Annotated in this window: 21 protein-coding genes, 7 tRNA genes and 2 pseudogenes; 14 read left to right on the top strand and 16 right to left on the bottom strand. The window is 66.1% G+C overall.

Annotation, left to right across the window (positions count from 1 at the left end):
- Window positions 1-746: 746 nt before the first annotated feature.
- The 4 genes from WDC87_RS19210 to WDC87_RS19195 all read left to right on the top strand — a co-directional run bounded on the left by WDC87_RS19210 (window position 747) and on the right by WDC87_RS19195 (window position 6,320).
- The gene (locus WDC87_RS19210) at window positions 747-962 is read left to right on the top strand and encodes a hypothetical protein (RefSeq protein WP_005417149.1); all 216 of its coding nucleotides are present in this window, start codon (window positions 747-749) and stop codon (window positions 960-962) included.
- A 207-nt stretch (window positions 963-1,169) separates the two neighbouring features.
- Window positions 1,170-3,557 carry a Tex family protein gene (locus WDC87_RS19205; RefSeq protein WP_252744510.1) on the top strand — a complete coding sequence of 796 codons (2,388 nt, stop codon included), beginning with the start codon at window positions 1,170-1,172 and terminating at the stop codon, window positions 3,555-3,557.
- Between the two features lie 208 nt (window positions 3,558-3,765).
- Window positions 3,766-5,955, top strand: a complete 2,190-nt coding sequence (locus WDC87_RS19200; protein WP_252744509.1) for a PAS domain S-box protein — start codon at window positions 3,766-3,768, stop codon at window positions 5,953-5,955.
- Window positions 5,956-6,017: 62 nt separating this feature from the next.
- Window positions 6,018-6,320 (top strand): hypothetical protein, encoded by a 303-nt coding sequence (locus WDC87_RS19195; protein ID WP_072167439.1) that lies wholly within the window; start codon window positions 6,018-6,020, stop codon window positions 6,318-6,320.
- Here WDC87_RS19195 and WDC87_RS19190 read toward each other — a convergent pair.
- Complete coding sequence (locus WDC87_RS19190; RefSeq protein WP_061479066.1) at window positions 6,262-6,552, bottom strand: putative quinol monooxygenase; 291 nt, start codon at window positions 6,550-6,552, stop codon at window positions 6,262-6,264. The genes WDC87_RS19195 and WDC87_RS19190 overlap by 59 nt on opposite strands.
- 61 nt (window positions 6,553-6,613) lie before the next feature.
- Complete coding sequence (locus tag WDC87_RS19185) at window positions 6,614-7,702, bottom strand: DUF5694 domain-containing protein (protein WP_252744508.1); 1,089 nt, start codon at window positions 7,700-7,702, stop codon at window positions 6,614-6,616.
- Between the two features lie 530 nt (window positions 7,703-8,232).
- On the opposite strand from WDC87_RS19185, the gene WDC87_RS19180 reads away from it, so the two are divergent.
- A complete protein-coding gene (locus WDC87_RS19180; RefSeq protein ID WP_188240866.1) occupies window positions 8,233-10,059 on the top strand; it encodes a methyl-accepting chemotaxis protein in 1,827 nt (608 codons plus the stop codon).
- A 27-nt stretch (window positions 10,060-10,086) separates the two neighbouring features.
- On the opposite strand, the pseudogene WDC87_RS19175 reads toward WDC87_RS19180, so the two are convergent.
- Together WDC87_RS19175 and WDC87_RS19170 are read right to left on the bottom strand one after the other, a co-directional pair.
- A pseudogene (locus WDC87_RS19175) lies at window positions 10,087-10,294 on the bottom strand (GGDEF domain-containing protein); the annotation flags it as partial.
- A gap of 270 nt (window positions 10,295-10,564) precedes the next feature.
- Window positions 10,565-10,650: transfer RNA gene (locus WDC87_RS19170), tRNA-Leu, on the bottom strand.
- A gap of 132 nt (window positions 10,651-10,782) precedes the next feature.
- Here WDC87_RS19170 and WDC87_RS19165 point away from each other — a divergent pair.
- Complete coding sequence (locus tag WDC87_RS19165) at window positions 10,783-11,163, top strand: response regulator (RefSeq protein WP_061479069.1); 381 nt, start codon at window positions 10,783-10,785, stop codon at window positions 11,161-11,163.
- A gap of 124 nt (window positions 11,164-11,287) precedes the next feature.
- Here WDC87_RS19165 and WDC87_RS19160 read toward each other — a convergent pair whose 3' ends face one another.
- Window positions 11,288-12,244: an SOS response-associated peptidase family protein gene (locus tag WDC87_RS19160; RefSeq protein ID WP_111201504.1), complete on the bottom strand. Its 957-nt coding sequence runs from the start codon at window positions 12,242-12,244 to the stop codon at window positions 11,288-11,290.
- Window positions 12,245-12,320: 76 nt separating this feature from the next.
- On the opposite strand from WDC87_RS19160, the gene WDC87_RS19155 reads away from it, so the two are divergent.
- The gene (locus tag WDC87_RS19155) at window positions 12,321-12,737 is read left to right on the top strand and encodes a GNAT family N-acetyltransferase (RefSeq protein ID WP_072167443.1); all 417 of its coding nucleotides are present in this window, start codon (window positions 12,321-12,323) and stop codon (window positions 12,735-12,737) included.
- A 95-nt stretch (window positions 12,738-12,832) separates the two neighbouring features.
- Here the strand turns inward: WDC87_RS19155 and WDC87_RS19150 are convergent.
- The 7 genes from WDC87_RS19150 to WDC87_RS19120 all read right to left on the bottom strand — a co-directional run bounded on the left by WDC87_RS19150 (window position 12,833) and on the right by WDC87_RS19120 (window position 14,168).
- Window positions 12,833-12,908, bottom strand: a tRNA-Glu gene (locus WDC87_RS19150).
- Window positions 12,909-12,955: 47 nt separating this feature from the next.
- Window positions 12,956-13,031: transfer RNA gene (locus tag WDC87_RS19145), tRNA-Ala, on the bottom strand.
- 44 nt (window positions 13,032-13,075) lie between these two features.
- Window positions 13,076-13,151 (bottom strand) — tRNA-Glu (locus WDC87_RS19140).
- A gap of 49 nt (window positions 13,152-13,200) precedes the next feature.
- Window positions 13,201-13,276: transfer RNA gene (locus WDC87_RS19135), tRNA-Ala, on the bottom strand.
- Window positions 13,277-13,460: 184 nt separating this feature from the next.
- Window positions 13,461-13,536, bottom strand: a tRNA-Glu gene (locus WDC87_RS19130).
- 54 nt (window positions 13,537-13,590) lie between these two features.
- Window positions 13,591-13,666, bottom strand: a tRNA-Ala gene (locus WDC87_RS19125).
- A gap of 103 nt (window positions 13,667-13,769) precedes the next feature.
- The gene (locus WDC87_RS19120; protein WP_088496180.1) at window positions 13,770-14,168 is read right to left on the bottom strand and encodes a heavy metal-responsive transcriptional regulator; all 399 of its coding nucleotides are present in this window, start codon (window positions 14,166-14,168) and stop codon (window positions 13,770-13,772) included.
- 186 nt (window positions 14,169-14,354) lie between these two features.
- Between WDC87_RS19120 and WDC87_RS19115 the strand changes: the two genes are divergently transcribed.
- The 7 genes from WDC87_RS19115 to WDC87_RS19085 all read left to right on the top strand — a co-directional run bounded on the left by WDC87_RS19115 (window position 14,355) and on the right by WDC87_RS19085 (window position 23,795).
- Window positions 14,355-15,422, top strand: coding sequence for a helix-turn-helix domain-containing protein (locus WDC87_RS19115; RefSeq protein WP_061479072.1), 1,068 nt, complete (start codon window positions 14,355-14,357; stop codon window positions 15,420-15,422).
- Between the two features lie 82 nt (window positions 15,423-15,504).
- Window positions 15,505-16,308 carry a TlpA disulfide reductase family protein gene (locus WDC87_RS19110; RefSeq protein ID WP_252744507.1) on the top strand — a complete coding sequence of 268 codons (804 nt, stop codon included), beginning with the start codon at window positions 15,505-15,507 and terminating at the stop codon, window positions 16,306-16,308.
- Window positions 16,309-16,338: 30 nt separating this feature from the next.
- On the top strand, window positions 16,339-17,181 hold the full coding sequence (dsbG, locus tag WDC87_RS19105) for a thiol:disulfide interchange protein DsbG (protein ID WP_088496182.1): 843 nt from the start codon (window positions 16,339-16,341) through the stop codon (window positions 17,179-17,181).
- Between the two features lie 514 nt (window positions 17,182-17,695).
- The gene (locus WDC87_RS19100; RefSeq protein ID WP_252744506.1) at window positions 17,696-19,126 is read left to right on the top strand and encodes a DcaP family trimeric outer membrane transporter; all 1,431 of its coding nucleotides are present in this window, start codon (window positions 17,696-17,698) and stop codon (window positions 19,124-19,126) included.
- 76 nt (window positions 19,127-19,202) lie between these two features.
- Entirely contained in the window at window positions 19,203-20,555 is a 1,353-nt protein-coding gene (gene adiC / locus WDC87_RS19095) for an arginine/agmatine antiporter (protein ID WP_061479076.1), read from the top strand.
- A 20-nt stretch (window positions 20,556-20,575) separates the two neighbouring features.
- On the top strand, window positions 20,576-22,864 hold the full coding sequence (locus tag WDC87_RS19090) for an Orn/Lys/Arg decarboxylase N-terminal domain-containing protein (protein WP_111201501.1): 2,289 nt from the start codon (window positions 20,576-20,578) through the stop codon (window positions 22,862-22,864).
- 28 nt (window positions 22,865-22,892) lie between these two features.
- Entirely contained in the window at window positions 22,893-23,795 is a 903-nt protein-coding gene (locus tag WDC87_RS19085) for a cation diffusion facilitator family transporter (protein WP_252744505.1), read from the top strand.
- A 206-nt stretch (window positions 23,796-24,001) separates the two neighbouring features.
- On the opposite strand, the gene WDC87_RS19080 is transcribed toward WDC87_RS19085, so the two are convergent.
- The 4 genes and pseudogenes from WDC87_RS19080 to WDC87_RS19065 form a co-directional block, all read right to left on the bottom strand.
- Complete coding sequence (locus WDC87_RS19080; RefSeq protein WP_252744504.1) at window positions 24,002-24,715, bottom strand: energy transducer TonB; 714 nt, start codon at window positions 24,713-24,715, stop codon at window positions 24,002-24,004.
- Entirely contained in the window at window positions 24,708-24,857 is a 150-nt protein-coding gene (locus WDC87_RS19075; RefSeq protein WP_164093399.1) for a hypothetical protein, read from the bottom strand. The genes WDC87_RS19080 and WDC87_RS19075 overlap by 8 nt, the downstream gene beginning before the upstream one ends.
- Window positions 24,858-24,879: 22 nt before the next feature.
- A pseudogene (locus WDC87_RS19070) lies at window positions 24,880-25,086 on the bottom strand (sigma factor); the annotation flags it as partial.
- 75 nt (window positions 25,087-25,161) lie between these two features.
- The gene (locus WDC87_RS19065; RefSeq protein WP_252744503.1) at window positions 25,162-25,719 is read right to left on the bottom strand and encodes a hypothetical protein; all 558 of its coding nucleotides are present in this window, start codon (window positions 25,717-25,719) and stop codon (window positions 25,162-25,164) included.
- Window positions 25,720-25,929: the final 210 nt, after the last annotated feature.

Here is a 25,929-nt window from a genome sequence, read left to right as displayed (position 1 = left end):
TTGGCGACCTGCAGTTTGAAACGCGCGTCGTATCTGTTCATGTATCCCTCGGGGTTGGATCTGATGTCCAACTCCCGGGGGTCACTTCACCATGGGGGCTTGGCCGCGGCATCCATGCCGCGGACACCCCCGCGAACCCAACCCGACCGCCCTCTGACAGATGGCTGTGGCCTGCACCACCCACGGAAAAGAAAAAGAACAGCAGAAGCGGGTCGCGCGCTGCGCTTGCTCGTGTAGAGCCGAGCCTGCGCTCGGCTTCGCGACAGGGCCAGGAAGCAGCCGAGCGTGGGCTCGGCTCTACAAAAAGCAGCCGGCCAAGCTGCTTTTGCTTTTGATCTTCTTTTTTCTTCTCCGTGGGTGGCGGCAGGCACCAGGAATCTGTCAGCGGCCGGGAGGGTGGGTAGGGCGGGGTGTCCGCGGCATGGATGCCGCGGCCAAGCCCCCAAGGACGGGTTTTACGGCGTGTCCTGCGAATCCACCTCGACCGACCCGATCACATGAAGCGCATTTCGCGACCAAGCCACAAGGGGCTGCGCCGTTGGCGGAGATCCCCCACCGATTCGTTAGCCGGAAGTTAAAGATCCGTAAGCATTCTGCTGCGATCCCGCAGTCATCTGCATGCAACCGATCGTCATTAGCCTTCGTGACGTTCCAGTCAGGTTCGACGCGGTAAGCTCTCCCTCGATGAGCTCGCAGCATCGCTCATCGAACGCAGTACGCAGTAGCAATTTGGAGGAAGACATCACATGGCAATCGTTCTTTATGTCGGTGGTAGCAAGGATGGCGAGAAGGGCGTGGTGCCCTACGGCTTCAGCAAATCCCGCGCCGACACCGCGCTGGGGCCGGAGTTCTACACGGAGCGGTTCATGGAACTGCAGGGTGTCGGCAAGGTCCGCCTGATGGCCCTGGAAGGCATGCGTGACGACATCGTCATGCAGCGCGCCGCCCGCCACTACCGCTGACCGTCGCAGCACGCGGCAGGGCGCGCCCACCATCGCGCGCCCGCGCCGGCATCCCAGCCCCGGGCCAGTCCGAGCCCGCTCTTTGCCAGGATGCCGGCGTCCAATCCGGCTTCGCCGCTGAACCTCGCCCCCTGTCAATGCCTTGTCCGGCTCCGTCGCGGATTGCCAGAATGGGGGCTTCCCGAAACGCGGCACAGACCTGAAGCAATGCACGACGCCAAGAACGCCCAGAGCGCGCTCGCCCAGCAGATCGCCCAGACCATCGCCGACGAAATCGGTGCCCAGTCCGCCCAGGTACGCGCGGCCGTCGGCCTGCTCGACGAAGGCGCCAGCGTTCCGTTCATCGCGCGCTACCGCAAGGAAGTGACCGGTGGCCTGGACGACACCCAGCTGCGCAACCTGGAAACCCGGCTGACCTACCTGCGCGAGCTGGAGGACCGTCGCGCGGCGGTGCTGGCCAGCATCGGCGAGCAGGGCAAGCTCAGTGACGAGCTGCGCAATGACATCCTGGCCGCCGATACCAAGAGCCGGCTGGAAGACCTGTACCTGCCGTACAAGCCCAAGCGCCGCACCCGTGCGCAGATCGCCCGCGAGGCCGGCCTGGAGCCGTTGGCCGATGGCCTGCTGGCCGACCCGACGCAGGACCCGCAGACGTTCGCGGCCACCTTCGTCGACGCCGACAAGGGCGTGGCCGACGCCAAGTCCGCGTTGGAAGGCGCGCGCGCGATCCTGATGGAGCGCTGGGGCGAAGACGCCGCGCTGGTCGGTGAACTGCGCACCTGGCTGGGCGAGACCGGCGTGATCCGTGCCCGCGTCGCCGAGGGCAAGGAAACCGAGGGCGCCAAGTACCGCGACTACTTCGAGCATGCCGAGGCGCTGGCGAAGATTCCGTCGCATCGCTTGCTGGCACTGTTCCGTGCGCGCCGCGAGGAGATCCTGTTCCTGGAACTGGACCCGGGCAGCGATGCCGAGGCTGGCCATCAGTACGCCGAAGGACGCGTGGCGCGCAAGGCCGGCATCGCCGACCAGGGCCGTGCCGCCGACCGCTGGCTGCTGGATGCGTGCCGGCTGACCTGGCGTGCCAAGCTGCACACCCATCTGCTGCTGGACCTGTTCAACCAGGCCCGCGAAAAGGCCGAAGCCGAAGCCATCGCGGTGTTCGGCGACAACCTGAAGGACCTGTTGCTGGCGGCACCCGCCGGCCCGAAGACCGTGCTCGGAATGGACCCGGGCATCCGCACCGGCTGCAAGATCGCCGTGGTCGATGCCACCGGCAAGCTGGTCGCCACCGACACCATCTACCCGCACGAGCCGCGTCGCCAGTGGGAGCAGTCGCTGCAGACGATCAAGCAGCTGTGCGCCAAGCACAACGTGGAACTGATCGCGATCGGCAACGGCACTGCCAGCCGCGAAACCGACAAGCTGGCCGGTGAAGCGATCAAGGCCGCTGCCAACCCGAAGCTGCAGAAGGTAGTGGTCAGCGAGGCCGGGGCGTCGGTGTACTCGGCGTCCGAGTTCGCGGCCAGGGAGTTCCCGGAGCTGGACGTGTCGCTACGTGGGGCGGTGTCGATCGCCCGCCGCCTGCAGGACCCGCTGGCCGAACTGGTGAAGATCGAACCCAAGGCGATCGGTGTCGGCCAGTACCAGCACGATGTGGATCAGTACCGCCTGGCGCGCGCGCTGGATGCCCGCGTGGAGGACTGCGTGAACGCGGTGGGCGTGTACGTGAACACCGCTTCGGCTGCACTGTTGTCGCGGGTGTCCGGCCTGTCGGCCACGGTGGCCGAGAACATCGTGCGCCACCGTGATGCGAACGGCCCGTTCAAGCGCCGCAAGGACCTGCTGAAGGTCGCGCGCCTGGGCGAGAAGACCTTTGAACAGTGCGCGGGCTTCCTGCGCATTGCCGACGGTGATGAACCGCTGGATGCTTCGGCGGTACACCCGGAAGCCTACCCGGTGGTCGAGCGCATCGTTGCCAGCACCGCGCGCCCGATCAAGGCGCTGATCGGTGATGGCAGCTTCCTGCGCGGCCTGAAGGCCGAGCAGTTCACCGATGCCACCTTCGGCGTGCCGACCGTGCGTGACATCCTCAAGGAACTGGAGAAGCCGGGCCGAGACCCACGCCCCGAGTTCAAGGCGGCACGATTCGCCGAGGGCGTCGAGGACATCAAGGACCTGCGCGAGGGCATGGTGCTCGAGGGTGTGGTCAGCAACGTGGCGGCCTTCGGTGCCTTCGTCGATATCGGTGTGCACCAGGATGGCCTGATCCACATCTCGGCACTTTCCGATACGTTCGTGAAGGACCCGCGCGACGTGGTCAAGGCCGGCGATATCGTCAAGGTGAAGGTGCTGGAGGTGGACGTGGCGCGCAAGCGCATCGCCCTGACCCGGCGCCTGGACGATACCCCCGGGCAAGCCACCAGCCGCCCGGGACAGCGTGATGAGCGCGGCCATGGGCAGGGTCCGCGCCGCGATGCAGGCGGCCAGAACCGCGGGCTGAACCGGGGTCAAGGCAATGGTGGCCGTCCCGCCGCGTCCGCGCCCCCGGCCAACAACGCCCTGGCCGAGGCCTTCGCGCGCGCCAAGCGCAGTTGAGGACCGCGTTCCCCGTCACACTTGATTCATGGCGGGGGACTTGTCGATTTTCCCCGTGATTGCGCACACTTGCGCTTGAGGGGAGGCGTCCGGCCACCCCGCTGTTGCTGGGGAGGGCCATGACGCCAGCACCACCCGTTGCTCGTACCGGCGGTCGCAGCGCTGCGCTGCGGTCGGCGCCTGCCCGTGCCGGCAGGAGACCGGATTGATGCCGGGCCAGGGCATCCACGGCAATGGACTGCTGGTGCGCCGCCTGCAGGAGCTGGCGGAAGAGCGTCGCCGCCTGGCGATGATCATCGACGGTACCGCCGCGGGAACCTGGGAATGGAACGTGCAGACCGGCGAGATGCGGGTCAATGCGCGCTGGGCCGAGATCGTCGGTTACCGCCTGGAAGAGCTGGAACCCATCTGCCAGAAGACGTTCCTGAGGCTGGTCCATCCCGATGACATTGCGTTGTCCGATGCTGCGCTGGACGACCATTTCCAAGGGCGCAGCGACAACTACGCCTGCCTGCTGCGCATGCGCCACAGGAACGGCCAGTGGATCTGGATCCAGGACCGTGGCCGCGTCTTTGAATGGGACGGGCAGGGCAAGCCGCTGTGGATGGCCGGTGCCCATGCCGACGTCACCGAGCTGCAGCAGGCGAGACAGGACGCGGCCGAAACCCGCCAACGCCTGCAGGCCGTGGTCGATGCGTCCGATGAGGTAGCGGTGATCGCCACCGATACCGATGGCACCATCACCCTGTTCAACACGGGTGCGGAGCGCCTGCTGGGCTACAGCGCAGCGGAGGTGGTCGGCCAGCGCCGGCTCGATGCGTTCCACGATCCGGAGGAACTGAATGCCTGGCTGGAGCCGCTGGCCGATGCCGAGGGCAACCTTCCCGACGTGTTCGAAGCGCTCAGTGCCCGCGCTGACGGGCAGACCTACTCGCGGCAGTGGACGTTGCTGCGCAAGGAGGGCCTGCCACGCCAGGTGCGCCTGTCGATCAGCCGCATGGAAGGTGCCGATGGCGCACGCATCGGCTACGTCGGCATGGCCATCGACATCACCGAAATTCTGCAGGCACGGGCCGAGGCGCGGCTGTCGGCGGAGAAGTTCGCCGGTGCATTCACGTCGGCGGCGTTGGGCATGGCGCTGGTGTCGCTGGAGGGGCGTTGGCTGGACGTCAATGATGCGCTGTGCCGGATCCTGGGTTACCCGCGCGAAGAGCTGCTGCAGGTCGACTTCCAGCGCCTGACCCATCCCGATGACCTGCAGACCGACCTGGCCCTGGTGCAGGACCTGCTGGCCGGACGGCGCAGCCATTACCACCTTGAAAAGCGCTATCTCGACCGCGACGGCCGCATCATCTGGGCGCGGCTGTCGGTGTCGCTGGTGCGCAGCGAGCATGGCCAGCCGCTGCACTTCGTGTCGCAGATCCAGGACATCACCGCCCAGCGCAGCAGTGAGCAACGCCTGTTCGAGAGCGAACAGCGCAGCCGCATCACCCTGGATGCGGTGGCCGACCTGGTGCTCAGCGTCAACCTTGACGGCCGCATCGACTATGCCAACGCGGCCGCGGTACGCACCCTGGCCGGTGATGGCGCGCTGTCGCTGGCCGGGCACAAGGTGCAGGACGTGCTGGCGCTGACCACCGAGTACGCGCCCGGCTCGGTACTGGATGTGTCGGTACTGCTGGACCCGGAGAGCAACGCGGTGGACCTGCACGCCGACCTGCTGCTGCGCCTGGGCACGGCAACGGTGCCGGTGGACCTGACGCGGGCCTGGCTGCGCGATGACGAAGGCCATGTGCGCGGCGCGGTGTGGGTGCTGCGCGACGACACCCAGCAGCGGGCGCGGCAGCGCGAAGCCCGCCACCTGGCCGAGATCGATCCACTCACCGAACTGAGCAACCGCCGCGGTTTCGAGGTGCACCTGCAGCAGGCGATCACCCGCGTCGAGCGCACCGGGCAGGCCGCCTCGCTGATGTACATCGATCTGGACCGCTTCAAGCCGGTCAACGACACCTGGGGCCACCTGGCCGGCGATGCCGTGCTGTGGGCGGTGGCCAGTGTGCTGCGACATGGTGTGCGTGATTCGGACGTGGTGGCGCGGCTGGGCGGCGACGAGTTCGCGGTGATCCTGTCCGGGTGTACGCCGCGTCGTGCCGCACGGATCGGCGGTGAACTCCTGCAGACCCTGTCAGCGCTGTCCATCCCGTGGGATCAGCATCGGCTGCGGGTCGGTGCCAGCATCGGCATCGCGCCCCTGGCGGGGGGCATGAGCGTGGACCAGGCAGTGGCCGCTGCCGATGCACAGTGCTACCGGGCCAAGGCGCTGGGGCGCAACAACGTGCAGGTGCAGGGCGAGCTGTCGGAGCTTCCAGGCGACGATGCCGATGCCGCCCAGGACTGATCTCAGTCTGTGAGAGGACGCGCGCGAATACTGTGCGCATCTCCCCTGAAGCAGGTGAACCCATGAATGCCTGGAACCCGGTTGCGGTACGCATGTTCATCCCGGCGCTGGTCGGCTGGTGCCTGGCGCTGGCCACCTGCCTGCGCGCCGAACAGCTGCGCGGCGACCCGTACGCGCAGGCGTTGTTGCCCGTATTGCAGCAAGGCGCGGTCGCGCTGCTGGTCCTGAGCCTGGCCTGCACGGTTGCGGCCTGCGTGTTGCTGTGGCGGCATGGCCGCGGCGACGGCGGGCGTCTCGCTTCCGGCACTACACCCGTGCCGCGTCCATCAGCAGGACCCGGCACGGTGCGCGCTGGAACGCGTTGATCTGAGGCACCAGACGCTGGAAGTGCTCGCTGGCGCAATGGATATCCAGAGCGTCGCGGTCCGGCCATTGCTCGATGAAGACGAAATGCCCGGGGTCCTTCTGGTCGACGAACAGTTCATAGCCGAGGCAGAGCGGCTCTCGCCGCGTGCATGCGACCAGCTCGCGGTACAGGGGAAGCACGGTGTCCACCGCATCGGGATGGATGAAATCCTCGGCGATCACTTTCAGCATGTCGGCACCTGCAGACGGGCCTTGCAGGATAGTGCCAGCGCATCGCGTGCACCTATCCTGGTCAACGCAATACCGTGTCCGTACTGACCAGCTGCACGTCGTGCATCTGATTGAGGTAGGCCTCGTAGTAGCCCTTGTGCGAGGCACCGACGATGGCCAGCATTCGGCTGCCAGGGTGCAGGCCCAGCACGTCGCGGACGTTGGCGACCATGCGCAGGTTGCGGGTTTCCCAGTAACCGACATACATCCGGCCGAACGCCTTGGAGGACGGCTCGACGAGCGTCGCGCCGAAGTCGCTCTGGTACGCTGCCATCGCTGCCGCGGGGCTGTTGTAATCCCGATACAGCGCCATGACGCCGCCGGGCTTGTCCAGATTGGCCACGAGGCGTTCATCGGCCTCCCGTCGCGCCCGCAAGTGTGTATTGTTCCAGGCACCGGTGATGGCTGCACTGGCCGCCGCTTCATCCTCGGCCGGTGTGGGAGAATCGGCCGTGTGGTCGTCCACGGCCCACAGCCGTTCATGCCCGAGGCGGGCAGCAACGACGGCGGCGATCAGGCTGGTTTCATTGCGGCGGACCAGGCCTTTGCCGAGGATCTCGACCAGGGCCGGCGTCAGCCCATCGCCGGCTTTGCGCTCGGACGCAGGCAGGCGCAGCCACTGCACCTGCGCCGAGCCGCGTTCGCCCGCTGCCAGGAACAATGCTGCGAGCCGACGACGCTGGGTGGGCGTCGGCTCGTCCGGCCAGGTCGCAAGCAGGCGCTCGGCCTGGGCGTTCGCTGCGGGCACGTCCAGGCCCGTGGCAGCCTGCGCAGCGGTGGTGTCGAAGCAGTAGGTGGCCACGCTCTGCGCATAGCGTTCCGGGTAGCGACGCATGGAATCGCACTGGAGGCCGGACAGGTCTTCGGTGGCGATCAGTTCGGGCTTCCAGGCGACCAGTCGCTGCAGCAACGGTTCAAGCAAGGCGGGCTGGAACGACTTGGGCAGGCCGGACAGGTGGGCGGTGCCCAGTACCAGCACCTCGTTCGGTCGCCCGACAGGCGGCCCCTTCAGCTGGTCCGGATGGAAGGCGGGCCGATAGGTGGCATCGGCAGCGAGGGCGCCGGTACTGCACAGGCCCAGGATCAGGAGGCTGGCCAAGCGTGGGAACATGCGATCTCCGTGTCAGTGCGCGTCCTGCAGTTCGCTGCATGCTGGCCGTTTTCACCTGCCACGGAATCGCCCGTTGGTCATGCAAACCTTTTGGGCCTGAACTGCATCGTGCCCGGCAAGGCTCTGCCCAGTGACGACGGCAACGCGCGACATGTTCCGTGATGACACCCGGTGTCCCCACCGAGCGTGAGCAGAATGTGAAGTACATCGCGATTGTCTACCGCGTCCCTGCAGCTGCATCTGAAGTTGCGACGGACGTCGCGTAATCCGGCTAAAGCCACCGATCGCCTCGCCGATATTCCCTCTGGATCCCGCTCCAGTCACCCGCCGCAGGACCCCAGGCCGTCCCCGATGGGCGGCCCGCGCTGTGTGTTCCGCCGCTCCCAGATGCCGATCGCACCCGCAGCAGACGTTCGTGGCAGTCGCTCGAGAGGTGCCGGTTGGCACCTGTAGTCCCTGGCACCTGAAGTTGCCGCCGGGCATCCCGCCCGTCGGGTCGCAACCGCTTACCGGACACCGAGGATCAGACAATGCTCATTCCAGGCTTCACGGCGGGCGCACAGGCGCCGGCTGAGCTGCATACCCGTTGGTCGCCGTGGCGTGCCCTGCTGGACGCGCTGGCACCCCAGCACCGCACCGGCGCCGAGGCCGTGTCCGACGGCCGTGCCGAGCTGGAAGCCCAGGTCGCGGCGCTGCACCGGGTCCAGGCGGTCATCGAGTTCGCCCTCGATGGCACCATCCTGCAGGCCAATGACAACTTCCTGCAGGCGATGGGCTACCGGCTGGAGGAGATCCAGGGAAAGCATCATTCCCTGTTCGTCGATCCCGAGCAGGCGCGCAGCGCCGAGTACCGCGACTTCTGGGCGCGGCTGGGGCGTGGCGAATATGACGCTGGCCAGTACCGGCGCTTCGGCAAGGGCCAGCGCGAGATCTGGATCCAGGCCTCGTACAACCCGGTGCTGGACCGGCAGGGGCGGCCTTACAAGGTGGTCAAGTTCGCCACCGACATCACCGCGCAGAAGCTGCAGGCGGCCGACTCGGCCGGGCAGCTGGCGGCGATCGACAAGTCGCAGGCGGTGATCGAGTTCGGCATGGACGGCCGCATCCTTTCGGCCAACGAGAACTTCCTGGCAGCCACCGGCTACAGCCTGGACGACGTGCGTGGCCAGCACCACTCGCTGTTCGTCGAGCCCGAGTATCGTGGCAGTGCCGAGTATCGGCAGTTCTGGGAGAAGCTGGGCCGTGGCGAATACGATGCCGGCCAGTACCGGCGCCTCGGCAAGGGCGGGCGCGAGGTCTGGATCCAGGCGTCCTACAACCCGATCCTGGATCTCAATGGAAAGCCGTTCAAGGTCGTCAAGTACGCCACCGACATCACCGCGCAGGTGCATGAGAACCAGGCCATGCAGCGCGCCGTGGCGCAGACCCGTGAAGTGGTGGCGGCCGCCAAGGAGGGCGACCTGACCCGGCGCGTGGCCACCGCCGACAAGCACGGGCCGATCGCCGAGCTGTGCGAAGGCGTGAATTCGCTGGTCGAGGCGATGGCTGCGATCATCGGCCAGATCAAGTTTGCCGCCGACACCATCGCCGTCGGTGCCACCGAGATCGCGCAGGGCAACAGCGATCTGTCGCAGCGCACCGAGCAGCAGGCAGCGTCGCTGGAGGAGACCGCCATGTCGATGAAGGGCCTGGCCGAGACCGTGCAGCGCACCGCGAGCAACGCACGGCAGGCCAGTCAGCTGGCCGGTGGGGCTGCCGATGTCGCTGCGCGTGGCGGCAACGTGGTGCACGAAGTGGTCGAGACCATGGCGGTGATCAACGCATCCTCGCGGCGCATCGTCGACATCATCGGCGTGATCGACGGCATCGCTTTCCAGACCAACATCCTTGCCTTGAACGCCGCGGTGGAAGCCGCGCGTGCGGGCGAACACGGGCGTGGCTTCGCCGTGGTCGCCACCGAGATCCGCGAACTGTCGCAGCGCTCGGCCAGTGCCGCCAAGGAGATCAAGCAGCTGATCGATGCGTCGGTGGCCAATGTCGGCGCCGGCACCGCGCAGGTTGAGAGCGCCGGCCGCACCATGGATGAGATCGTGCTCAACGTGCGCCGGGTCAGTGACCTGATGTCCGAGATCAGCACGGCCGCACAGCAGCAGAGCGACGACATCCAGCAGATGAACCACGCTGTCGATCTGATCGACCAGGGCACCCAGCAGAACGCTGCGCTGGTCGAGGAAGCCTCGGCCGCGGCGCGCAGCATGGAGGAGCAGTCAGCGCAGCTTCTGCAGACCGTGGCCAGCTTCCGCGTGCAGGGTGGCGCGGGGCACCTGCATGGCGCGGCGGTGCTGCGCGCGGTCTAGGCCCGGCGGTCGGAGTGCTGTTCCCCGGCCTCGTGGCTCGGCCTGCTCATGCGCGGCCTGCCAGGCTACGCCGATGCTGATGGTCACATGGGCCTCAGCGGCGGGCAGGGCGGCGGTTTCCACGGCGGCGCGCAGGCGCTCGCAGGGTGGCGATGAATTCCTCGCCGCCGTCGCGGGCCAGCAGGTCATCACTGCGTTGCGGGCAGCCGTCGAGGATCGCGGCGACCGCCTGCAGGTTGTTGGCGTCCCCAGCGCCCAGCGCTGATCGGATGCGTCAGGCAGATGGCGGGCGATCTGCAGCGCCATCGCCCGTTCGGATACGTGGCCCCAGCTGGTGTGCTCGATCACGCCCGGCAGCGAGAAGTAGTGGGACCGGGCGACGGCGTCGGACGCCCGCAGGAGGGGCAATCGCGCGGGCAGGGCATGCTGGGGCATCTTCGCCAGTGTCGGCGCTCTGGCCCGGGAAAAGCAAAAGGCCAGATCATGGACCTGGCCTTTGATGCTGTGGTGCCGGTGAAAGGACTCGAACCTTCATGGGGTCACCCCCGGCTGATTTTGAGTCAGCTGCGTATACCATTCCGCCACACCGGCAGGCAGCGTACGAGTGTAACCGAGGTCGGCAGGCGATGCATAGTAGGAGGGCCTATGAGGGCGGTTCCTGTCGGCATTGGCCCCTTGATAGCTATACTCCCAGCGTGCAATTGCCTCCAGGAGCGGTAGCCGATGACAGTGTTGCAGGACCTGAGGGTGCTGGTGGTCGAGAACGACGAAATGAGCGCGGCCCTGCTGCAGATGCAGCTGGTGCATGCCGGTGCGGTCGTGGTTGGCCTCGCAGCGAGTGTGTCCGAGGCCCTGCGGCTGCTGGAGCAGAGCACTCCTGACGTGGCCCTGCTGGACTACCGCCTGGCCCGCAACGAGACCAGTGAGCCGGTGGCTGCAGCGCTTTCAGCGCGTGGCATTCCGTTCGTGCTGGCCACCGGGATGCTGGCCGAGCAGCTGCCGGCGCCGATGTTGGCCGGCCTGCTGCTGGTCAAGCCGTACCTGTCGGCTGATCTGTCACGCGCGCTGGCGCGAGCGGTGGGTCGCTCCAGCGTCAAGGCCTGAGCCGTCCGTCACGGACCGGCAGGGGGATACTGCCGACGGCCGAATGCTCGCGTCTGCGAAGTTCGGCGGCAACCCCTGATCCAGGAACCCCGCCCAGGCGGGGTTTTTCCATTGCGTCCGGCGCTCAGCCCGCTTCCTCGTACACGTAACGGATCTCCTCGCGGTCATCGAGGATGCGGTACTGGCGCGCCAGGTCATCCGGTTCGGGGTTGAGCCAGGCGTCGAGGTGTTCCTTGCGGATCGGCACTACCCCGCGGTCATGCCCGGCAGCGGCGACGTCGCTGGGCGGTGCGTCGGTGATCGTGGCAAACGAAAGCAGGCGGCCTTCCGGTCCTTCCCATTCTGCCCAGAGGCAGGCCAGCAGCAGGTCGCGGGGCGGATCGGGACGGAATTCGAGCACCACGTCCTGTTCCTTTTCGTCGGCACCGAGGGTGCGGCCGGCGATGGCGTGGCGGGGCACGTGCTCGTAGAACGCCTGTACCACCACCACGCCATGGCGCAGTCCGAACGCACCCCGCCAGTAACCTTCCAGGCTGTCGCGCCGCGCATTGTAGGTGCCGGGGTAAAGTACGTCGTTGCGCGCCGGCTTGTCCGGCAGCCGGCACTGGTAGCGCATCGGCTTGATCACGCGCTGGCCGTTCTCGCTGACCATCACCGGTGCGTAGGTGCCGGGGAAAATGCGGTTGTCACGCGGCAGCAGCTGCACCCGATGCAGGTCTTCCAGCCGGGCCTGTGCGCGCTCGATGCGGTTGCCGGCCACGCGCAGGTCGTTGCGCGCTTTCTGCGTGGGCCGGGTGGCCAGCGTGGCATGGGCAATATCGCGTCGTTCGCATTGCCGGGCCAGTTCGGCCTCCAGGGCCTGTTGCTCCTGCGCATGCCATTGCTGGATCTTCGCCACGATGTCCCGCCCCTGTTCGGTACGCGCACCGGCGAATCCGTCATCCATCGCCTTCGGGGTCTTCGGCCGTTTCTTGCCCGGATCGTGTGCGTACAGTTCGGCGAAGTCCTCCAGCGACAGGATGGCGCCGAACTCGCGTACCAGTTTGGCGTAGTCAGCGCGGATCAGGGCGGAATAGCACATGGGACTCTGTGGGCCTGGGTCGCAGCGGCTGCGACGTGGATGCGGCAGGATAGCCCGACCCATCCGGAGATGCCGCATGAATGATTCCATCACCTGCCAGTTCCGCGAAGCCGTACCCACGGTCGAGGACTACTGCCAGTTGCGCGTGCTCGCAGGCCTCAGCGCCAAGTCCCGCGAAGCAGCCGCCCGCGCGCTGCCCAATACGCTGTTCGGCGTATGTGCCTACCAGGGCGCTGAACTGGTGGCGATGGGCCGTATCGTCGGCGATGGCGGCTGCCACCTGCAGGTCTGTGATATCGCGGTGCTGCCGCGATTGCAGGGGCAGGGCCTGGGCAAGGAGGTGATGCGGCGGCTGGACGGCTGGATGCAAGCCAACCTGCCGCCGTCGGCGTACGTCAGCCTGCTGGCCGATGGCGAGGCGCATCGGTTGTATGCGCAGTTTGGTTTCGAACCGACTGCCCCGGCATCGATCGGGATGTATCGGCGGTTCTGAGCCGTGGGCGGGGTGAAGCCATCCACGGGCAGGGCGGTTTGATGGCAGATCGCGGGAAAAGAAAAACCCCGGCCGAAGCCGGGGTTTTCAAGAATTGGCGTCCCCACGGGGATTCGAACCCCGGTCGCCACCGTGAAAGGGTGATGTCCTAGGCCTCTAGACGATGGGGACGCACGAAAACTTCAAGTTGTAGATCCTTCGACGGCCTAATGTCGAAGTGGTGGAGCCAAGCGGGATCGAACCGCTGACCTCCTGCATGCCATGCAGGCGCTCTCCCAGCTGAGCTATGGCCCCATGAAACTCCGGATATCTGCCGGGAGCAGAGTCCGTTTTGAAACTGGCGTCCCCACGGGGATTCGAACCCCGGTCGCCACCGTGAAAGGGTGATGTCCTAGGCCTCTAGACGATGGGGACGCACGAAAAACTTCAAGTTGTAGAACTTTCGACGGCCTAATGTCGAAAGTGGTGGAGCCAAGCGGGATCGAACCGCTGACCTCCTGCATGCCATGCAGGCGCTCTCCCAGCTGAGCTATGGCCCCGTGTTGCCGAGCCGCCTATCATACCTGCGTGTTCACGTTTGTGGAAGTTTTTTTTTGAACTTTTTCGTCCCGGTTCAACCGTTGCCACCAAGGGCAGGGGAACCGCAACGCCACAACCTGAATGCCGGTAGGCGGTGAACAAAAAGACCCGGTTATCGGCCGGGTCCTCGTTGTTCGTGATGAGTGGCGTCCCCACGGGGATTCGAACCCCGGTCGCCACCGTGAAAGGGTGATGTCCTAGGCCTCTAGACGATGGGGACGCAATTCTCATCAATGTTCTTTAGCGACCTTTCGACGGCCTAATGCCGAAAGATTGGTGGAGCCAAGCGGGATCGAACCGCTGACCTCCTGCATGCCATGCAGGCGCTCTCCCAGCTGAGCTATGGCCCCACGTCGCTGAGGAGCGAAATAATAGCCTTGCCCCAGAGGGTTGGCAAGCATTTGTTGCACTTTTCTTCACGCGCGTTGCGAAGGGAATGACGATCACACGTACTCAGTCGGCGCCGTCGGTCAGCGCCGCCAGGATTGGGCACTGATCCAGGGTGCCGTGGCCGGGGCAGGCGTCGACCAGCTGCGAGAGCGCGCTGTGCATGCGTTGCAGTTCAGCCATGCGCTGCGCGATGTCCTGCAGTCGGGCTTGCGCCGCGTTGCGCACGCTGCCCATGTCCTGCGGATGGCCATCACTGAGTGCCAGCAGTTCGGCGATTTGTTCCAGGCTGAAGCCCAGCGTCTTGGCGCGGCGGATGAAGCGCAGCCGGCGCAGGTCCTGCTCACCGAAGATGCGATAGCCCCCGGCCGAGCGTGCCGCGGTGGGCAGCAACTGCTGGCGCTCGTAGTAGCGCACGGTATCGATCGGTACGCCGGCCTGGCGCGCCAGTTGACCAATGTTCATGGCGGATTCCTGCGGATGCTGCCGGTCATTCTGAAGCCTGGAGTCAGATCCAGGGTCAAGCTCCCGTCGCTGACGGCGCATTCAGCGCACTTTGCAACTTTCTTCATAGCCCCGCCGTCGTGGCAGTTCCTACCCTGCGCCTGAACCGGCCGCTGGATGGCCTGCAACGAACCGAGGAGATGCTCTGTGGAAGGATTCAGGAACGAGGGATTCGTAGAGGTCGCGGTGGTCGAGTACCCGGGAGGGGACCCGTCGGCGGCCTCGGTGCTGACCGAAATGGCACACGTCGCCAACCGGCTTGCCCAGCAGCAGCGTCGCCCGTTCAAGCGTGTCCTGGTGACCCGCTGGGTCGTGCCAGCCAGCCAGACCGGCGTGCATCGCATTGCCGGCGCGGAGATGCTCGAGGCGGACATTCCCGCCGTGATCGCCGTGCCTGGCCAGATCAGTCAAGGCGTCTGCCTGCGCGCCGATGAGGTCCTGCTGGATTGGCTGCGCGCGCATTACGATGGCGGCAGTCTGCTGGCAGCTGCCAGCGATGGTGTCAGCATGCTGGCACGCGCGGGTCTGCTTGCCGGCCGCACCGTCAGTGGGCCGGACCTCGGGCGTCATCCGGGCCTGCAGGGACCGTCGGCCAGCTGGGTGCCCAGTGAGCGTGCGCTGGTCGACGACGGTGACCTGCTGACGGTGGCCGGTTCCCAGGCCTGGCGCTTCCTCGCCCTGCGCCTGCTGTACCGGCTGCACGGTCAGGGCGTGGCGAGCTCCGTGGCGCAGCAGCTGGGGATCACGGTGCCAGCGGCGATCCAGCAGGATCTGGAGCGTTTCAGTGCCAACTTCGCCCACGGCGATCGCGACGTACTGAAGGCGCAACGCTGGCTGCATACCACCGCTGCGCGTGGGGCCACGCTCGGAGCGATCTGCGAGGTTTCCGGACTGGAACCGCGGACTCTGCAGCGGCGCTTCCTGAAGGCCACCGGCCTGCGTCCGATCGAGTATTGCCAGCGGTTGCGTATCGCCAAGGCGCAGACATTGCTGCAGCAGGGGGCGGGTATCGATGAAGTGGCCTGGGGCGTGGGCTATGCAGACCAGAGCGCATTCCGCCGCCTGTTCCTGCGCATTGTCGGAATGACGCCGGCCAATTATCGCCGGCAGGTCAACAACAATCGGCGCGAACGACCGCTGTTGTCGTCGGTGGCGGGCAGCCTGCGCGGGCTGCAACCGGCGCCTGGCATGCAGATGCCGCGCAGCGCGGCCTGAAGCCTGCGGTGGGCGTCGCACTTGCAACCTGGGCGCGACGCTTTGACCATGCAGGCAACGAGATGATGTGACAGGTGGGTTGATGTCGAGTGTTGGACCGGTGCCGATGCCGGTGGTGCTGATCCTGATGTGCGTGCTTATGGCCATGGCGGTGGCCCACCTGTGGCCGCGGCCGAAGGACGGGATGGCAGTGCCTTCCGCGGCCAGCCTGGTCCTGGACATGTTGCTGATCGGCCTGCTGTGTGGACGCATCAGCTTCGTGGCCTTGAACTTCGCGCTCTACCGTGAGGCCCCCTGGAGCATCCTGCAGATCGCCGACGGTGGGTATCACCTTGCCGTCGTGCTGGTTGCGGGCCTGGCGTGGGGCACCTGGCGGCTCCGGCTGTGGTGCGCGTTGCGTGCGCCGGTGCTGGCGGGAGCCCTGGTGGGCGTGGTGCTGTGGGCGGCGGGCAGCCACCTGCTGGCAACATGGCAGGAGCAGCGGATGCCGCTGCCGGCGGTCCAGGTGGCCGATCTGCAGGGGCGCAGGATCGACCTGCAGCAGTTCCGTGGCAAACCGGTGGTGCTGAATCTCTGGGCCAGCTGGTGTGGTCCCTGCCGTCGCGAGATGCCGGTACTGGTATCCGCACAGCGGACCCACACTGACGTGCAGTTCGTGTTCCTCAACCAGGGAGAAACCCTGGACGAAGTGAAGGGTTTCATCGCATCCGAACAGCTCCGGCTGGGCAATGTATTGCTGGACGATACCGCCTCGGCGTCAACCGTGCTGGGTGTACAGGCCTATCCGTCGACGCTGTTCTTCGACGCCGAAGGCCGCCTGCGTGAACTGCACCTTGGCGAACTGACGGCGGCGGGTCTTGAACACAAACTGCGCCGGCTGCGGTAGCCTGCGCGGGCATCTCACTACGGAGTTCCCATGTTGTCGACTTCCCTGCGCATCGCTTCGGCGGTGCTGTTGCTGCCGGTCATGCTGGCATTGGCCGCCTGCAGTCAGGCCCAGACCCCGCCAGGCAAGGCAACGGCAGCGCCGGCAGCGAGCGCTCAGGCCCCAGCGGCCAAGGGCGAGCGCCCCGCAGTGCTGAAAGGCATCGAGAAGCACGGTTTTGAAGTCGTTGCCGAGTTCGATGCACCGGGTGGCCTGCGTGGATTCGCTGGCGTGGTGGGTGGGCAGCAACCGGCCGCAGCCTATGTCACCGCCGACGGCAAGCATGTGCTGGTAGGCAGCCTGTTCGATGCCGAGGGCAACGACGTGGCCGCCGAGGCGGTGGAGAAGCTGGTTTCAGCACCGATGTCGGCCAGGATGTGGACCAAGCTGGAGGCCAGTGCCTGGGTGCGTGACGGCAAGGCCGATGCGCCGCGCGTGGTCTATACCTTCAGTGATGCCAACTGCCCGTACTGCCACAAGTTCTGGGAAGCAGCGCGTCCGTGGGTCGACGCCGGCAAGGTGCAGTTGCGCCACATCATGGTCGGCGTGATTCGTGAGGACAGCCCGGCCAAGGCTGCGGCCATCCTGTCTGCGCGTGACCCGAGTGCGGCCTTGCTGGAAAACGAACACCAGTTCGACCGTGGTGGAATCAAGGCCCTGCCGAGCATCAGCCGCGAGATCGCCGGCAAGCTCGATGCCAACCAGGTGCTGATGATTGAAATGGGCTTCCAGGGCACGCCGGGCATCCTGTTCCAGGATGCACAGGGCCAGGTGCAGCGTCGCGCCGGCCTGCCACAGGGCGCTGACCTGCAGACGGTGCTGGGCCCACGCTGATCGGCACCCATGTCGTGATGCGACACCACAGGCCCGCATGGCAGCATGCGGGCCTGTTGCGTTTCGTCACCTGTGCGGGTGATGCAGGCTGCGCACCTCCTGTTCGTCGTCACGTCTGAATCGTGACTGACATCAAGCATCGCGCCTTGATTCCAATCAAGGCCAAAAACGACAGGCGGACTAGCCTGTGACGCATGGAATACAGCGTCAACGCGCCAGGGATGCCGCGCCTGACACGCCCTGAACCGGGGCAGTCGGCACAGCCATTCACGACGTTCTCACTCCCTGGTTGTTACCCAGACCGCTGCGGTCGCCACCTCTCCGGCAGTGCGGCCCTGAGGGCGTCGATATCGGTACGGGCGGGGCAGTGTCATCGTCCTGTTGCCTGCCACGCGCAGGCTGGCCGGTGTCGTCGACGCAGTACCCGCATTTCCAGCAACGGCAACGCAATGTCGGAGCTGCGCCTGTGCGCGCGCCGTCAGTGCGCTACGAATGTTCGTCCAGGGAGGATGCAATGCGCTTTGCGGTACTGAGTCTGGCCTGCCTGACCGCGCTGGCGGTCACGCCAGCCTATGCGCGGCAGAATGGCCAGGAGGATGCGCACGCATTGCGCCAGGAAATCGCTGCCATGCGACAGGCACTGGAGGGCATGCAGAAGCGCCTGGAACAGCTCGAACAACGCGAGGGCGCTGTCGCGGCCGCTGCGCAGGTAGCGGCGCCGGTGACACCACCTGGCAGCAGTGCCAACCTGCTGCATCCCACCCAGGTGCCGGGTGTGGCGCAACCGGTGCTGCCGCAGCGCGAATCGGTGGCCGATCCCTCAACGGCGGCCTCGCGTCCCGACAGCGCTGCTGGGCCGACCGACCCGGATCTGAAGGGCTTCTTTGCCATTCCAGGTACTGACACGGTGATCCGCATTGGCGGCTATGCCAAGCTCGATGCGATTGCCGATTCGCGTGCGGCCGGTGACGAGGATCAGTTCATCCCTTCGTCGATGCCGGTGGGCGGCAGCCATCGCGATGTTTCCAATTTCAACATCCACGCCAAGCAGACCCGCTTCAGCTTCGAGGCGCGGCGCCCGACCACGCACGGCAACCTGCGCTTCTACCTGGAGAATGATTTCTTCGGCAGCAGCGATGGCTACGCGTTCCGCCTGCGCCATGCGTATGGCCAGCTTGGCAATACCTATGCCGGCTACGGTTACTCCAGTTTCATGGACCCGGACAGCCTGCCCGACACGCTCGACTTCGCCGGTCCCGGCGGCGCCGGCTATCTGCTGGTGGCCGGCATCCACCAGAGCTTCGCGATGGGCAAGGGCAACACCCTGACGCTGGCGGCCGAAGACCCCAGGACCGAACTGGCCGGTGCCAGTGATGAACGGGCCGCAGTGAACCGGCTGCCAGATGTGACCGTGACCGCACGCATGGAGCGCGACTGGGGCCATCTCCAGCTGGGCGCGGTGGCGCGCAGCCTGGCCTATGACGGTGACGGCGAGCGTGACCGGCGCATGGCCGGCGGCCTGCAGTTCAGTGGCTCGGCATCGGTAGGCGAGCGCGATCTGTTGCTGTTCGGCGCGCTCGGCGGGCGCGGCCTCAGCCGCTACACCGCGGACCTGACCGGCTCCGGGCTGGACGCGGTGGTCGGTGCCGATGGCCGTCTTGACGCGCTGGACCTGCACGGCGGCTTCGTCGGCTACACGCATTACTGGTCCGGGCTGTGGCGTTCGAACCTGATCTTCGGCCAGCTGACCCTGGAGCGGAACGCGGCACTCGCTGCCGACGCCTTCCGGCAGAGCCGATACGGCGTGTTCAACCTGATCTGGAGCCCGGCGCCGTCGTGGACGATGGGCATGGAGCTGCTGTACGGCCGCCTGGAACAGCAGGGCGGCGCGCGCGGCGACACGGTCCGGGTGCAGGGCAGCCTGCAATACAACTTCATCAAGTAAGCGCCAGCGGCGTTACGCCAGCGCAACCGTCCCCACGCCCGGCCGCACCGGGCTCATGCCAGTACCGGAGATTGTCATGGCAGAAGCAAAGAAAATCGGGGTGGTCGGAGCCACCTTCCTCGTCGCCGGCAACATGATGGGCTCAGGCGTGTTCCTGTTGCCGTCCAGCCTGGCCAAGATCGGTACCGCATCGATCTGGGGCTGGCTGATCACCACGGCCGGTGCGCTGTTGCTGGCCTTCGTATTCGCCAAGCTGGGCAAGCTGGCGCCGAAGGCGGGCGGCCCGTACGCGTATGCGCGTGACTGGTTCGGGCCCTACATGGGCTTCCAGACCAATACCATCTACTGGTTCGCCAACTGGATCGGCAACGTTGCCATCCCGATCGCCGCGGTGGGCTACTTCAGCTACTTCTTCCCGATCCTGTCCGAGCCGCTGGTGCGCTGCATCGCGGTGCTGATCCTGGTGTGGGCGCTGAGCTTTGCCAACGTGATCGGCCCGGCCTTCGTCAGCCGTGTGCAGACGGTCACCACCAGTTTCGCGCTGGTGCCGATCCTGGGCATCGCCATCTTCGGCTGGTTCTTCTTCGATGCCGACATCTTCAAGGGCGCCTACAACGTGTCCGGTGAGTCCAACTTCGGCGCGATCTCCAGTGCCGCGGCACTGACCCTGTGGGCCTTCATCGGTGTCGAATCGGCTTCGGTCACGGCTGGCGTGGTCGAGAACCCGGAGAAGAACGTGGCCCGCGCCACCCTGGCCGGCGTGTTCCTGGCGGCCATCGCCTACATCGCCAGCTCCTCTGTGATCATGGGCATGGTGCCGAACTCGGAACTACAGGTGTCCGACGCACCGTTCGCGCTGGCGGCGGCCAAGGCGGTCGGCGGCTGGGGCGGCGCGCTGGTCAGCCTGTGCGCCTTCATCGGCGCCGCCGGCTCGCTGGGTGGCTGGATCCTGCTGACCGCGCAGAGTGCCAAGGCGGCCTCGGATGATGGCCTGTTCCCAAGCATCTTCAGCAAGACCAACAAGGACGACGTGCCGGTCAAGGGCGTGCTGATCGTGGCCGTGCTGATGACCCTGGCGGTGCTGGTGACCTCTACCTCGGAAACCGCGTCGGCCCAGTTCGACGTGATCACGTCGGCGGCCGTGGTGCTGACCCTGCTGCCCTACATCTACTCGTGCGTGGCCTGCTACTTCGTGGTCGAGCGTTCGCACACCCTGGTCCATACCGGTGCGTTCTGGACCCTCACCAGCCTGACCGTCGTGTACTGCCTGTGGGCAATCTACGGCTCGTCGGGAACCATTGTGCAGTACGCCTTCCTGTTCGTGCTGTTCATCACCGTGTTCTATCCCTTCTTCAGCGAGGAGCGCCGCCAGCAGCGGCAGCGCGCCCGCGAGGCATCGGCCATCAGCGCCCGCGCCCAGCGTTCCTGAGTTCGACAAGGAGAATCAACGTGTACTTCAAGTCCCTGGACTACCCGGTCATTGTCATCGACAACGACTACGAGTCGCCGCGCATCGGCGGCATCCTGATCCGCGCCCTGGTGGAAGAGCTGCGCAGCAACGACCAGCGGGTGCTGTGCGGGCTCAACCTGGATGATGCGCGCGCCGGGGCCCGTACCTACGTGGCGGCCTCGGCGGTGCTGATCTCGATCGATGGCAGCGAAGAGGTGGATGGCGAGTTCCAGCGCCTCACCGCCTTCCTGCGCGAGCAGAGTGCGCGCCGCGCCAACCTGCCGGTGTTCCTGTACGGCGAGCGCCGCACCATCGAAAAGGTGCCGAGCAAGCTGCTCAAGTACATCCACGGCTTCATCTTCCTGTTTGAAGACACCAAGAGCTTCATCTCGCGGCAGGTGATGCGCGCGGCCGAAGACTACATGAAGAATCTCTTGCCGCCGTTCTTCAAGGCGCTGATCCATCATGCGGCAGAGTCGAACTACTCCTGGCATACGCCGGGCCATGCAGGCGGCGTGGCATTCACCAAGTCGCCGGTCGGCCGTGCGTTCCACCAGTTCTACGGAGAGAACACCCTGCGCAGCGATCTGTCGATCTCGGTGCCGGAACTGGGCTCACTGCTGGATCACACCGGCCCGATCAAGGATGCCGAGGAAGAGGCGGCGCGCAACTTCGGTGCCGACCATACCTTCTTCGTCACCAATGGCACCTCCACCGCCAACAAGATCGTCTGGCATGGCACGGTGGCCCGCGGCGACGTGGTGTTCGTCGACCGCAACTGCCACAAGTCGCTGCTGCACGCGCTGATCATGACCGGCGCGGTGCCGGTGTACTTCACCCCAAGCCGCAACGCACACGGCATCATCGGCCCGATCAGCCTGGATCAGTTCACGCCGGAGTCGCTGCAGCAGCGCATTGCTGCCAACCCGCTGGCCAGCCAGGCCTACAAGGCCGGTTCCAAGCCGCGCATTGCGGTGGTCACCAACTCGACCTACGACGGCCTGTGCTACAACGCCGAGAAGATCGCCGACGAAATCGGCAGCGCGGTCGACTTCCTGCACTTCGACGAAGCCTGGTACGCCTACGCCGCGTTCCATCCGTTCTATGAGAACCACTACGGCATGGCCAAGGGCAAGCCGCGCGAGCAGGATGCGATCATCTTCACCACGCACTCCACCCACAAGCTGCTGGCCGCGTTCTCGCAGGCGTCGATGATCCACGTACGCAACTCGGCGCAGCGCGACCTGGATGCCGAGCGCTTCAACGAGTCGTTCATGATGCACACCTCGACCAGCCCGCATTATGGGGTGATCGCGGCCTGTGACGTGGCCTCGAAGATGATGGAGGGCGAGGCCGGCCGTTCGCTGGTGCAGGAAATGCATGACGAGGCGATCGCCTTCCGCCGCGCGATGCTGCACGTGCGTGACGACCTCGGGCGCGACGACTGGTGGTTCAGTGTGTGGCAGCCGACCAAGGTCGAGCGCAGCCTGGACAAGGGCGATACGCCGGCGCCGCTGGTGGCCAAGCGCGAGGAGTGGTACCTGCAGCCGGACGCGCACTGGCACGGCTTCGAGAATCTGGTCGATGACTACGTGCTGATCGACCCGATCAAAGTGACCCTGCTGACCCCAGGCCTGACGATGGACGGCAGCATGGGCACGCTGGGCATTCCGGCGGCGGTGCTGAGCAAGTTCCTGTGGGGCCGCGGCATCACTGTGGAGAAGACCAACCTGTATTCGGTACTGTTCCTGTTCTCGATGGGCATCACCAAGGGCAAGTGGAGCACGCTGGTCACCGAGCTGATGGCCTTCAAGGAGCTGTACGACTGCAACGCGCCGCTGAGCCAGGCATTGCCGACGCTGGCGGCGGACTATCCGATTGCCTACGCTGGCTGGGGACTGCGTGACCTGTGCGATGCATTGCACGCGTTCAACCAGGAATTCGAGGTCGCCAAGGTGATGCGCGAGATGTACGTGGATCTGCCGACGCCGGTGATGACCCCGGCCGATGCCTACAACCACCTGGTGAAGGGCGAGATCGAGCGGGTCGACATCGAGCAGCTCAGTGGTCGCGTCGCGGCGACCATGCTGGTGCCGTATCCGCCGGGCATTCCGACCATCATGCCGGGCGAGCGATTCGGCGACAGCGACGAACCGATCATCCAGTCTCTGCGTATTGCCCGTGAACAGAATGCGCGCTTCCCGGGCTTCGAGTCGGATGTGCACGGGCTCATCATCGAGCACGATGGCGATGTGACCTCGTACAAGGTGGAGGTGCTGAAGGCCTGACCGGCGACGGTCGGCCCTTCGGCGAGCGATGGATACCGCGCGCGAGCAACGCATCCTGAAGTTCTCCATCGGGGTGACCATCGCGGTGAGCGCGGTCGGCTTCATCGGTGGCCTGCTGGTGGGATCGCAGGCGATCCTGTTCGACGGCGTGTACAGCCTGGTCGACGTTGCCTTGACCCTGGTGTCGTTGTCGGTACTGCGGCTGGTGGCGCGGGAGCAGAGCCCGCGCTTCCAGTACGGCTATTGGCACCTGGAGCCGATGGTCGAGGCACTCGGCGGCGTGATCCTGTCGCTGGCCTGCGTGTATGCGCTGGCCAACGCGGTCATTGGCTTGACCACGGGCGGGCATGAGGTGAAATTCGGGCCCGCGCTGTGGTGGGCGGCGCTGCTGAGTGCCAGCAACCTGGCAATGGCGACGTTCGTCGCGCAGCGTGCGCGGCGCCTGCGCTCGGCGCTGTTGTGGCTGGATGTAAGAGGCTGGTTGCTGGGTGGGTTGATGAGCCTGGCGGTGGTGCTGGCCTTCGTGCTGGCCCTGGTCCTGCATGGCGGCAAGTGGCACCACTGGGTCCCGTACCTGGATTCGATCGTGCTGGCGTTGATCAGCCTGGCGGTACTGCCAGTGCCGGCGCGCAGTGCATGGAAGGCCATGCGCGAAGTGCTGCAGGTGGCGCCGGATGACCTGGACCGGCGCGTGCAGCAGGTGATGCAGGCGTTCGTGTCCGAGCGTGGCTATGCCGGTTTCACCAGCCACGTGGCGAAGATGGGGCGGATGCGCTTCATCGAGATCCATGTGCTGGCAGACCCCGGTACGCCATTGGGCTCGGTGGGCGAGGTCGATGCGATGCGCGAGGAGATCGCCGTGCGGCTGGATGCGCGGGGCAGCACGTTCTGGTTGACCATCGATTTCACTGCGGATCCGGCGTGGACGTAGCCCTGCCTCTTTCGCGCCGGGGCCTCGCCCGGCCAGGTTCTGTTCCCCTGTAGAGCCGAGCCCATGCTCGGCTGCCGTTCGCGTGGAGCGGCCGAGCATCGGCCCGGCCACGCGATCGTTGCACACGGCGGACTGCTCTGTTGCGCCGGATGTGTTTGACCTGAACCTGGGTTGAGGTTGCAGACTGCAGCACAGTTCCACAACGCCTAGCGCAGGTAGTACTCCACCGGCACCACCAGTTCCTGTGGTGCCTTCAGTTCATCGGGAATGGGCGGTAGTGGCTGCGCGCGGCGGAAGGTCTGCAGTGCGGCGCCGTCAAGCATCGGTTGGCCACTGGACTGCTCCAACCGCAGGGCCAGCAGGCGTCCCTCGCGATTGATGCTGGCCCTGACCCAGGCAGTGCCCTGCTGGCGCCGTGCGCGGGCCGCAGCAGGGTAGTAGCGATAGCGCTCCAGCCGCGCCATCAGGCGGGCTTCCCACTGGTCGCTGGCGGCGCCGGCCTGGAAGTCCGCCGGTGGGGCGTCGGGAGCGGGCGGCGCGGCCGTGACCGATGCCGGTGCGGGACTTGCATTGGTCGCGGCCGCAGGCGGGGCGACCGGCAGGGCTTGCCGGCCAGCGCCACCGCGTTCGCTGGCGGCTACCTCGCCCTCGCGTGCGGCGGTGGGTTTCGGTGGAGGGGGCGACTTCGTGGGTCGGGATGCGCGGGCCTGCTGCGCCTGGCTGGGGGTGTCGGCCTGGCGTTCTTCCAGTGGCTGCGGCGGCGTTGCCGGTGCCAGCAGGCGCAGGCTGATGCGCACGTCCTTCTCCGGCGGCGTCGGCAATGGCGGCGCGGCCACCCAGTGCACCAACAGCAGCAGGGGCAACAGGTGAAGCCCGATGCTGATGGCGATCGCCTGCCAGTGTTGGCCGCGCTCACTCATCGTCCAGCACCCATAGCAGGTCGGCGTCGGTCGCATCGACGGATGCACCGACTGAAGCGAGCGCGATCACCAGCGCTGGTGTGCCCGCTGGCAGGTAGCCCGGCATGCCAGTACCGCGCAGTACATGCCAGCGACCGGCCAACAGCAGCGTGGGTGCCGCGGCTCAGGTTGTGGGCGACGCGGTACAGGTAGGCGCGGCCATTGCTCAGCAGGCCACTGGCGGCGATTCTGACGACGCGCAGCCAGGTCTCCTGGACGACATCATCGGCGTCGCTGCGTTGCGGGAGTTTACGGCGGACATGGGCGTGCAGCGGCCGGTAGTGGGCCGCGCACAGTTGCGCGACATCCGTCGGTTTGACAGGCGTGGACACGGGGCGGGCGACAACTGGGAAAGGGAACAGCCTGCGGCGGCAAGGGCAGCGGCTACACCTTACAGTAAAAGAGAATCATTTGCATCCATGGGCGCGAGGCGCGGCATGCGTGGCCGACTGCGAGGTCAGCGCGGACGAAAGTCGCAGTGGATCTGCAGGGCTTGGGTGGGGTTGTGATGCAGCTCGAAACCGCAGTGCTGGAGGCTGCGCTTCACCCGGGCGATCGCTTCGGCATGGCGGGCGGTGCGACGATGCTGCCAGCGCGGCGGGGGTGAACACGTCCAGTGGCAGCAGCCGCAGCCGCTTGCCGTGCAACACCACTGAGACATCGATATGACGGCCATCGATGTCGTGGCCGTTGGCGCCGAAGATGGCATCGACTTCATCATGGCGCTGCGGATAGCAGGCGCGGAACACTGCGATGCCGAGCCAACGCACGCCACGACGGAAGCTGCCGAGCCAGCTGTGGCTGGGTTCGAAGCCGCGCGTGACGAGCAGGCCCAGCCCGGCGGGCAGCAATGCCTGCGCGTCGAGCAGGCGTTGCAGTGCCTCTTCTTCCAGCTGGATGCGGGTGGAGGGCCAGCGCGGTGCGATGAGCAGTGCGTGGTGGCGGCCGCGTTGCAGGGTCAGCATGGGTCAAGCCTCGCATGCGGGCGAACAGCCGGGGTAGTGGCCGGCGCGGGCGGGCCAAAAAATTTCTACACCCGGGGGGGGCCCCCCCGGCCCCCCACCACCCAAAACAAAAAACCTACTCCTTTTAAGTTTTTTTAAAAAAAAAAACCAAACCCAAACAAATTTTTATTAACAATATATTTAATTATATTATATTATTTATATTATAAA

It is taken from the genome of Stenotrophomonas maltophilia group sp. Smal12, assembly GCF_037079935.1.
GTDB lineage: Bacteria > Pseudomonadota > Gammaproteobacteria > Xanthomonadales > Xanthomonadaceae > Stenotrophomonas > Stenotrophomonas sepilia.
The sequence above is the reverse complement of the archived record's forward strand: the minus strand, read 5'-3'. Positions and strand labels throughout refer to the sequence as shown.

Bases quoted from the DNA above. Each gene is read 5' to 3' on its own strand.
- WDC87_RS19210 (WP_005417149.1), top strand. From the start codon at position 747: ATGGCAATCGTTCTTTATGTCGGTGGTAGCAAGGATGGCGAGAAGGGC.
- WDC87_RS19205 (WP_252744510.1), top strand. From the start codon at position 1,170: ATGCACGACGCCAAGAACGCCCAGAGCGCGCTCGCCCAGCAGATCGCC.
- WDC87_RS19200 (WP_252744509.1), top strand. From the start codon at position 3,766: ATGCCGGGCCAGGGCATCCACGGCAATGGACTGCTGGTGCGCCGCCTG.
- WDC87_RS19195 (WP_072167439.1), top strand. From the start codon at position 6,018: ATGAATGCCTGGAACCCGGTTGCGGTACGCATGTTCATCCCGGCGCTG.
- WDC87_RS19190 (WP_061479066.1), bottom strand. From the start codon at position 6,552: ATGCTGAAAGTGATCGCCGAGGATTTCATCCATCCCGATGCGGTGGAC.
- WDC87_RS19185 (WP_252744508.1), bottom strand. From the start codon at position 7,702: ATGTTCCCACGCTTGGCCAGCCTCCTGATCCTGGGCCTGTGCAGTACC.
- WDC87_RS19180 (WP_188240866.1), top strand. From the start codon at position 8,233: ATGCTCATTCCAGGCTTCACGGCGGGCGCACAGGCGCCGGCTGAGCTG.
- WDC87_RS19165 (WP_061479069.1), top strand. From the start codon at position 10,783: ATGACAGTGTTGCAGGACCTGAGGGTGCTGGTGGTCGAGAACGACGAA.
- WDC87_RS19160 (WP_111201504.1), bottom strand. From the start codon at position 12,244: ATGTGCTATTCCGCCCTGATCCGCGCTGACTACGCCAAACTGGTACGC.
- WDC87_RS19155 (WP_072167443.1), top strand. From the start codon at position 12,321: ATGAATGATTCCATCACCTGCCAGTTCCGCGAAGCCGTACCCACGGTC.
- WDC87_RS19120 (WP_088496180.1), bottom strand. From the start codon at position 14,168: ATGAACATTGGTCAACTGGCGCGCCAGGCCGGCGTACCGATCGATACC.
- WDC87_RS19110 (WP_252744507.1), top strand. From the start codon at position 15,505: ATGTCGAGTGTTGGACCGGTGCCGATGCCGGTGGTGCTGATCCTGATG.
- dsbG (WP_088496182.1), top strand. From the start codon at position 16,339: ATGTTGTCGACTTCCCTGCGCATCGCTTCGGCGGTGCTGTTGCTGCCG.
- WDC87_RS19100 (WP_252744506.1), top strand. From the start codon at position 17,696: ATGCGCTTTGCGGTACTGAGTCTGGCCTGCCTGACCGCGCTGGCGGTC.
- adiC (WP_061479076.1), top strand. From the start codon at position 19,203: ATGGCAGAAGCAAAGAAAATCGGGGTGGTCGGAGCCACCTTCCTCGTC.
- WDC87_RS19085 (WP_252744505.1), top strand. From the start codon at position 22,893: ATGGATACCGCGCGCGAGCAACGCATCCTGAAGTTCTCCATCGGGGTG.
- WDC87_RS19080 (WP_252744504.1), bottom strand. From the start codon at position 24,715: ATGAGTGAGCGCGGCCAACACTGGCAGGCGATCGCCATCAGCATCGGG.
- WDC87_RS19065 (WP_252744503.1), bottom strand. From the start codon at position 25,719: ATGCTGACCCTGCAACGCGGCCGCCACCACGCACTGCTCATCGCACCG.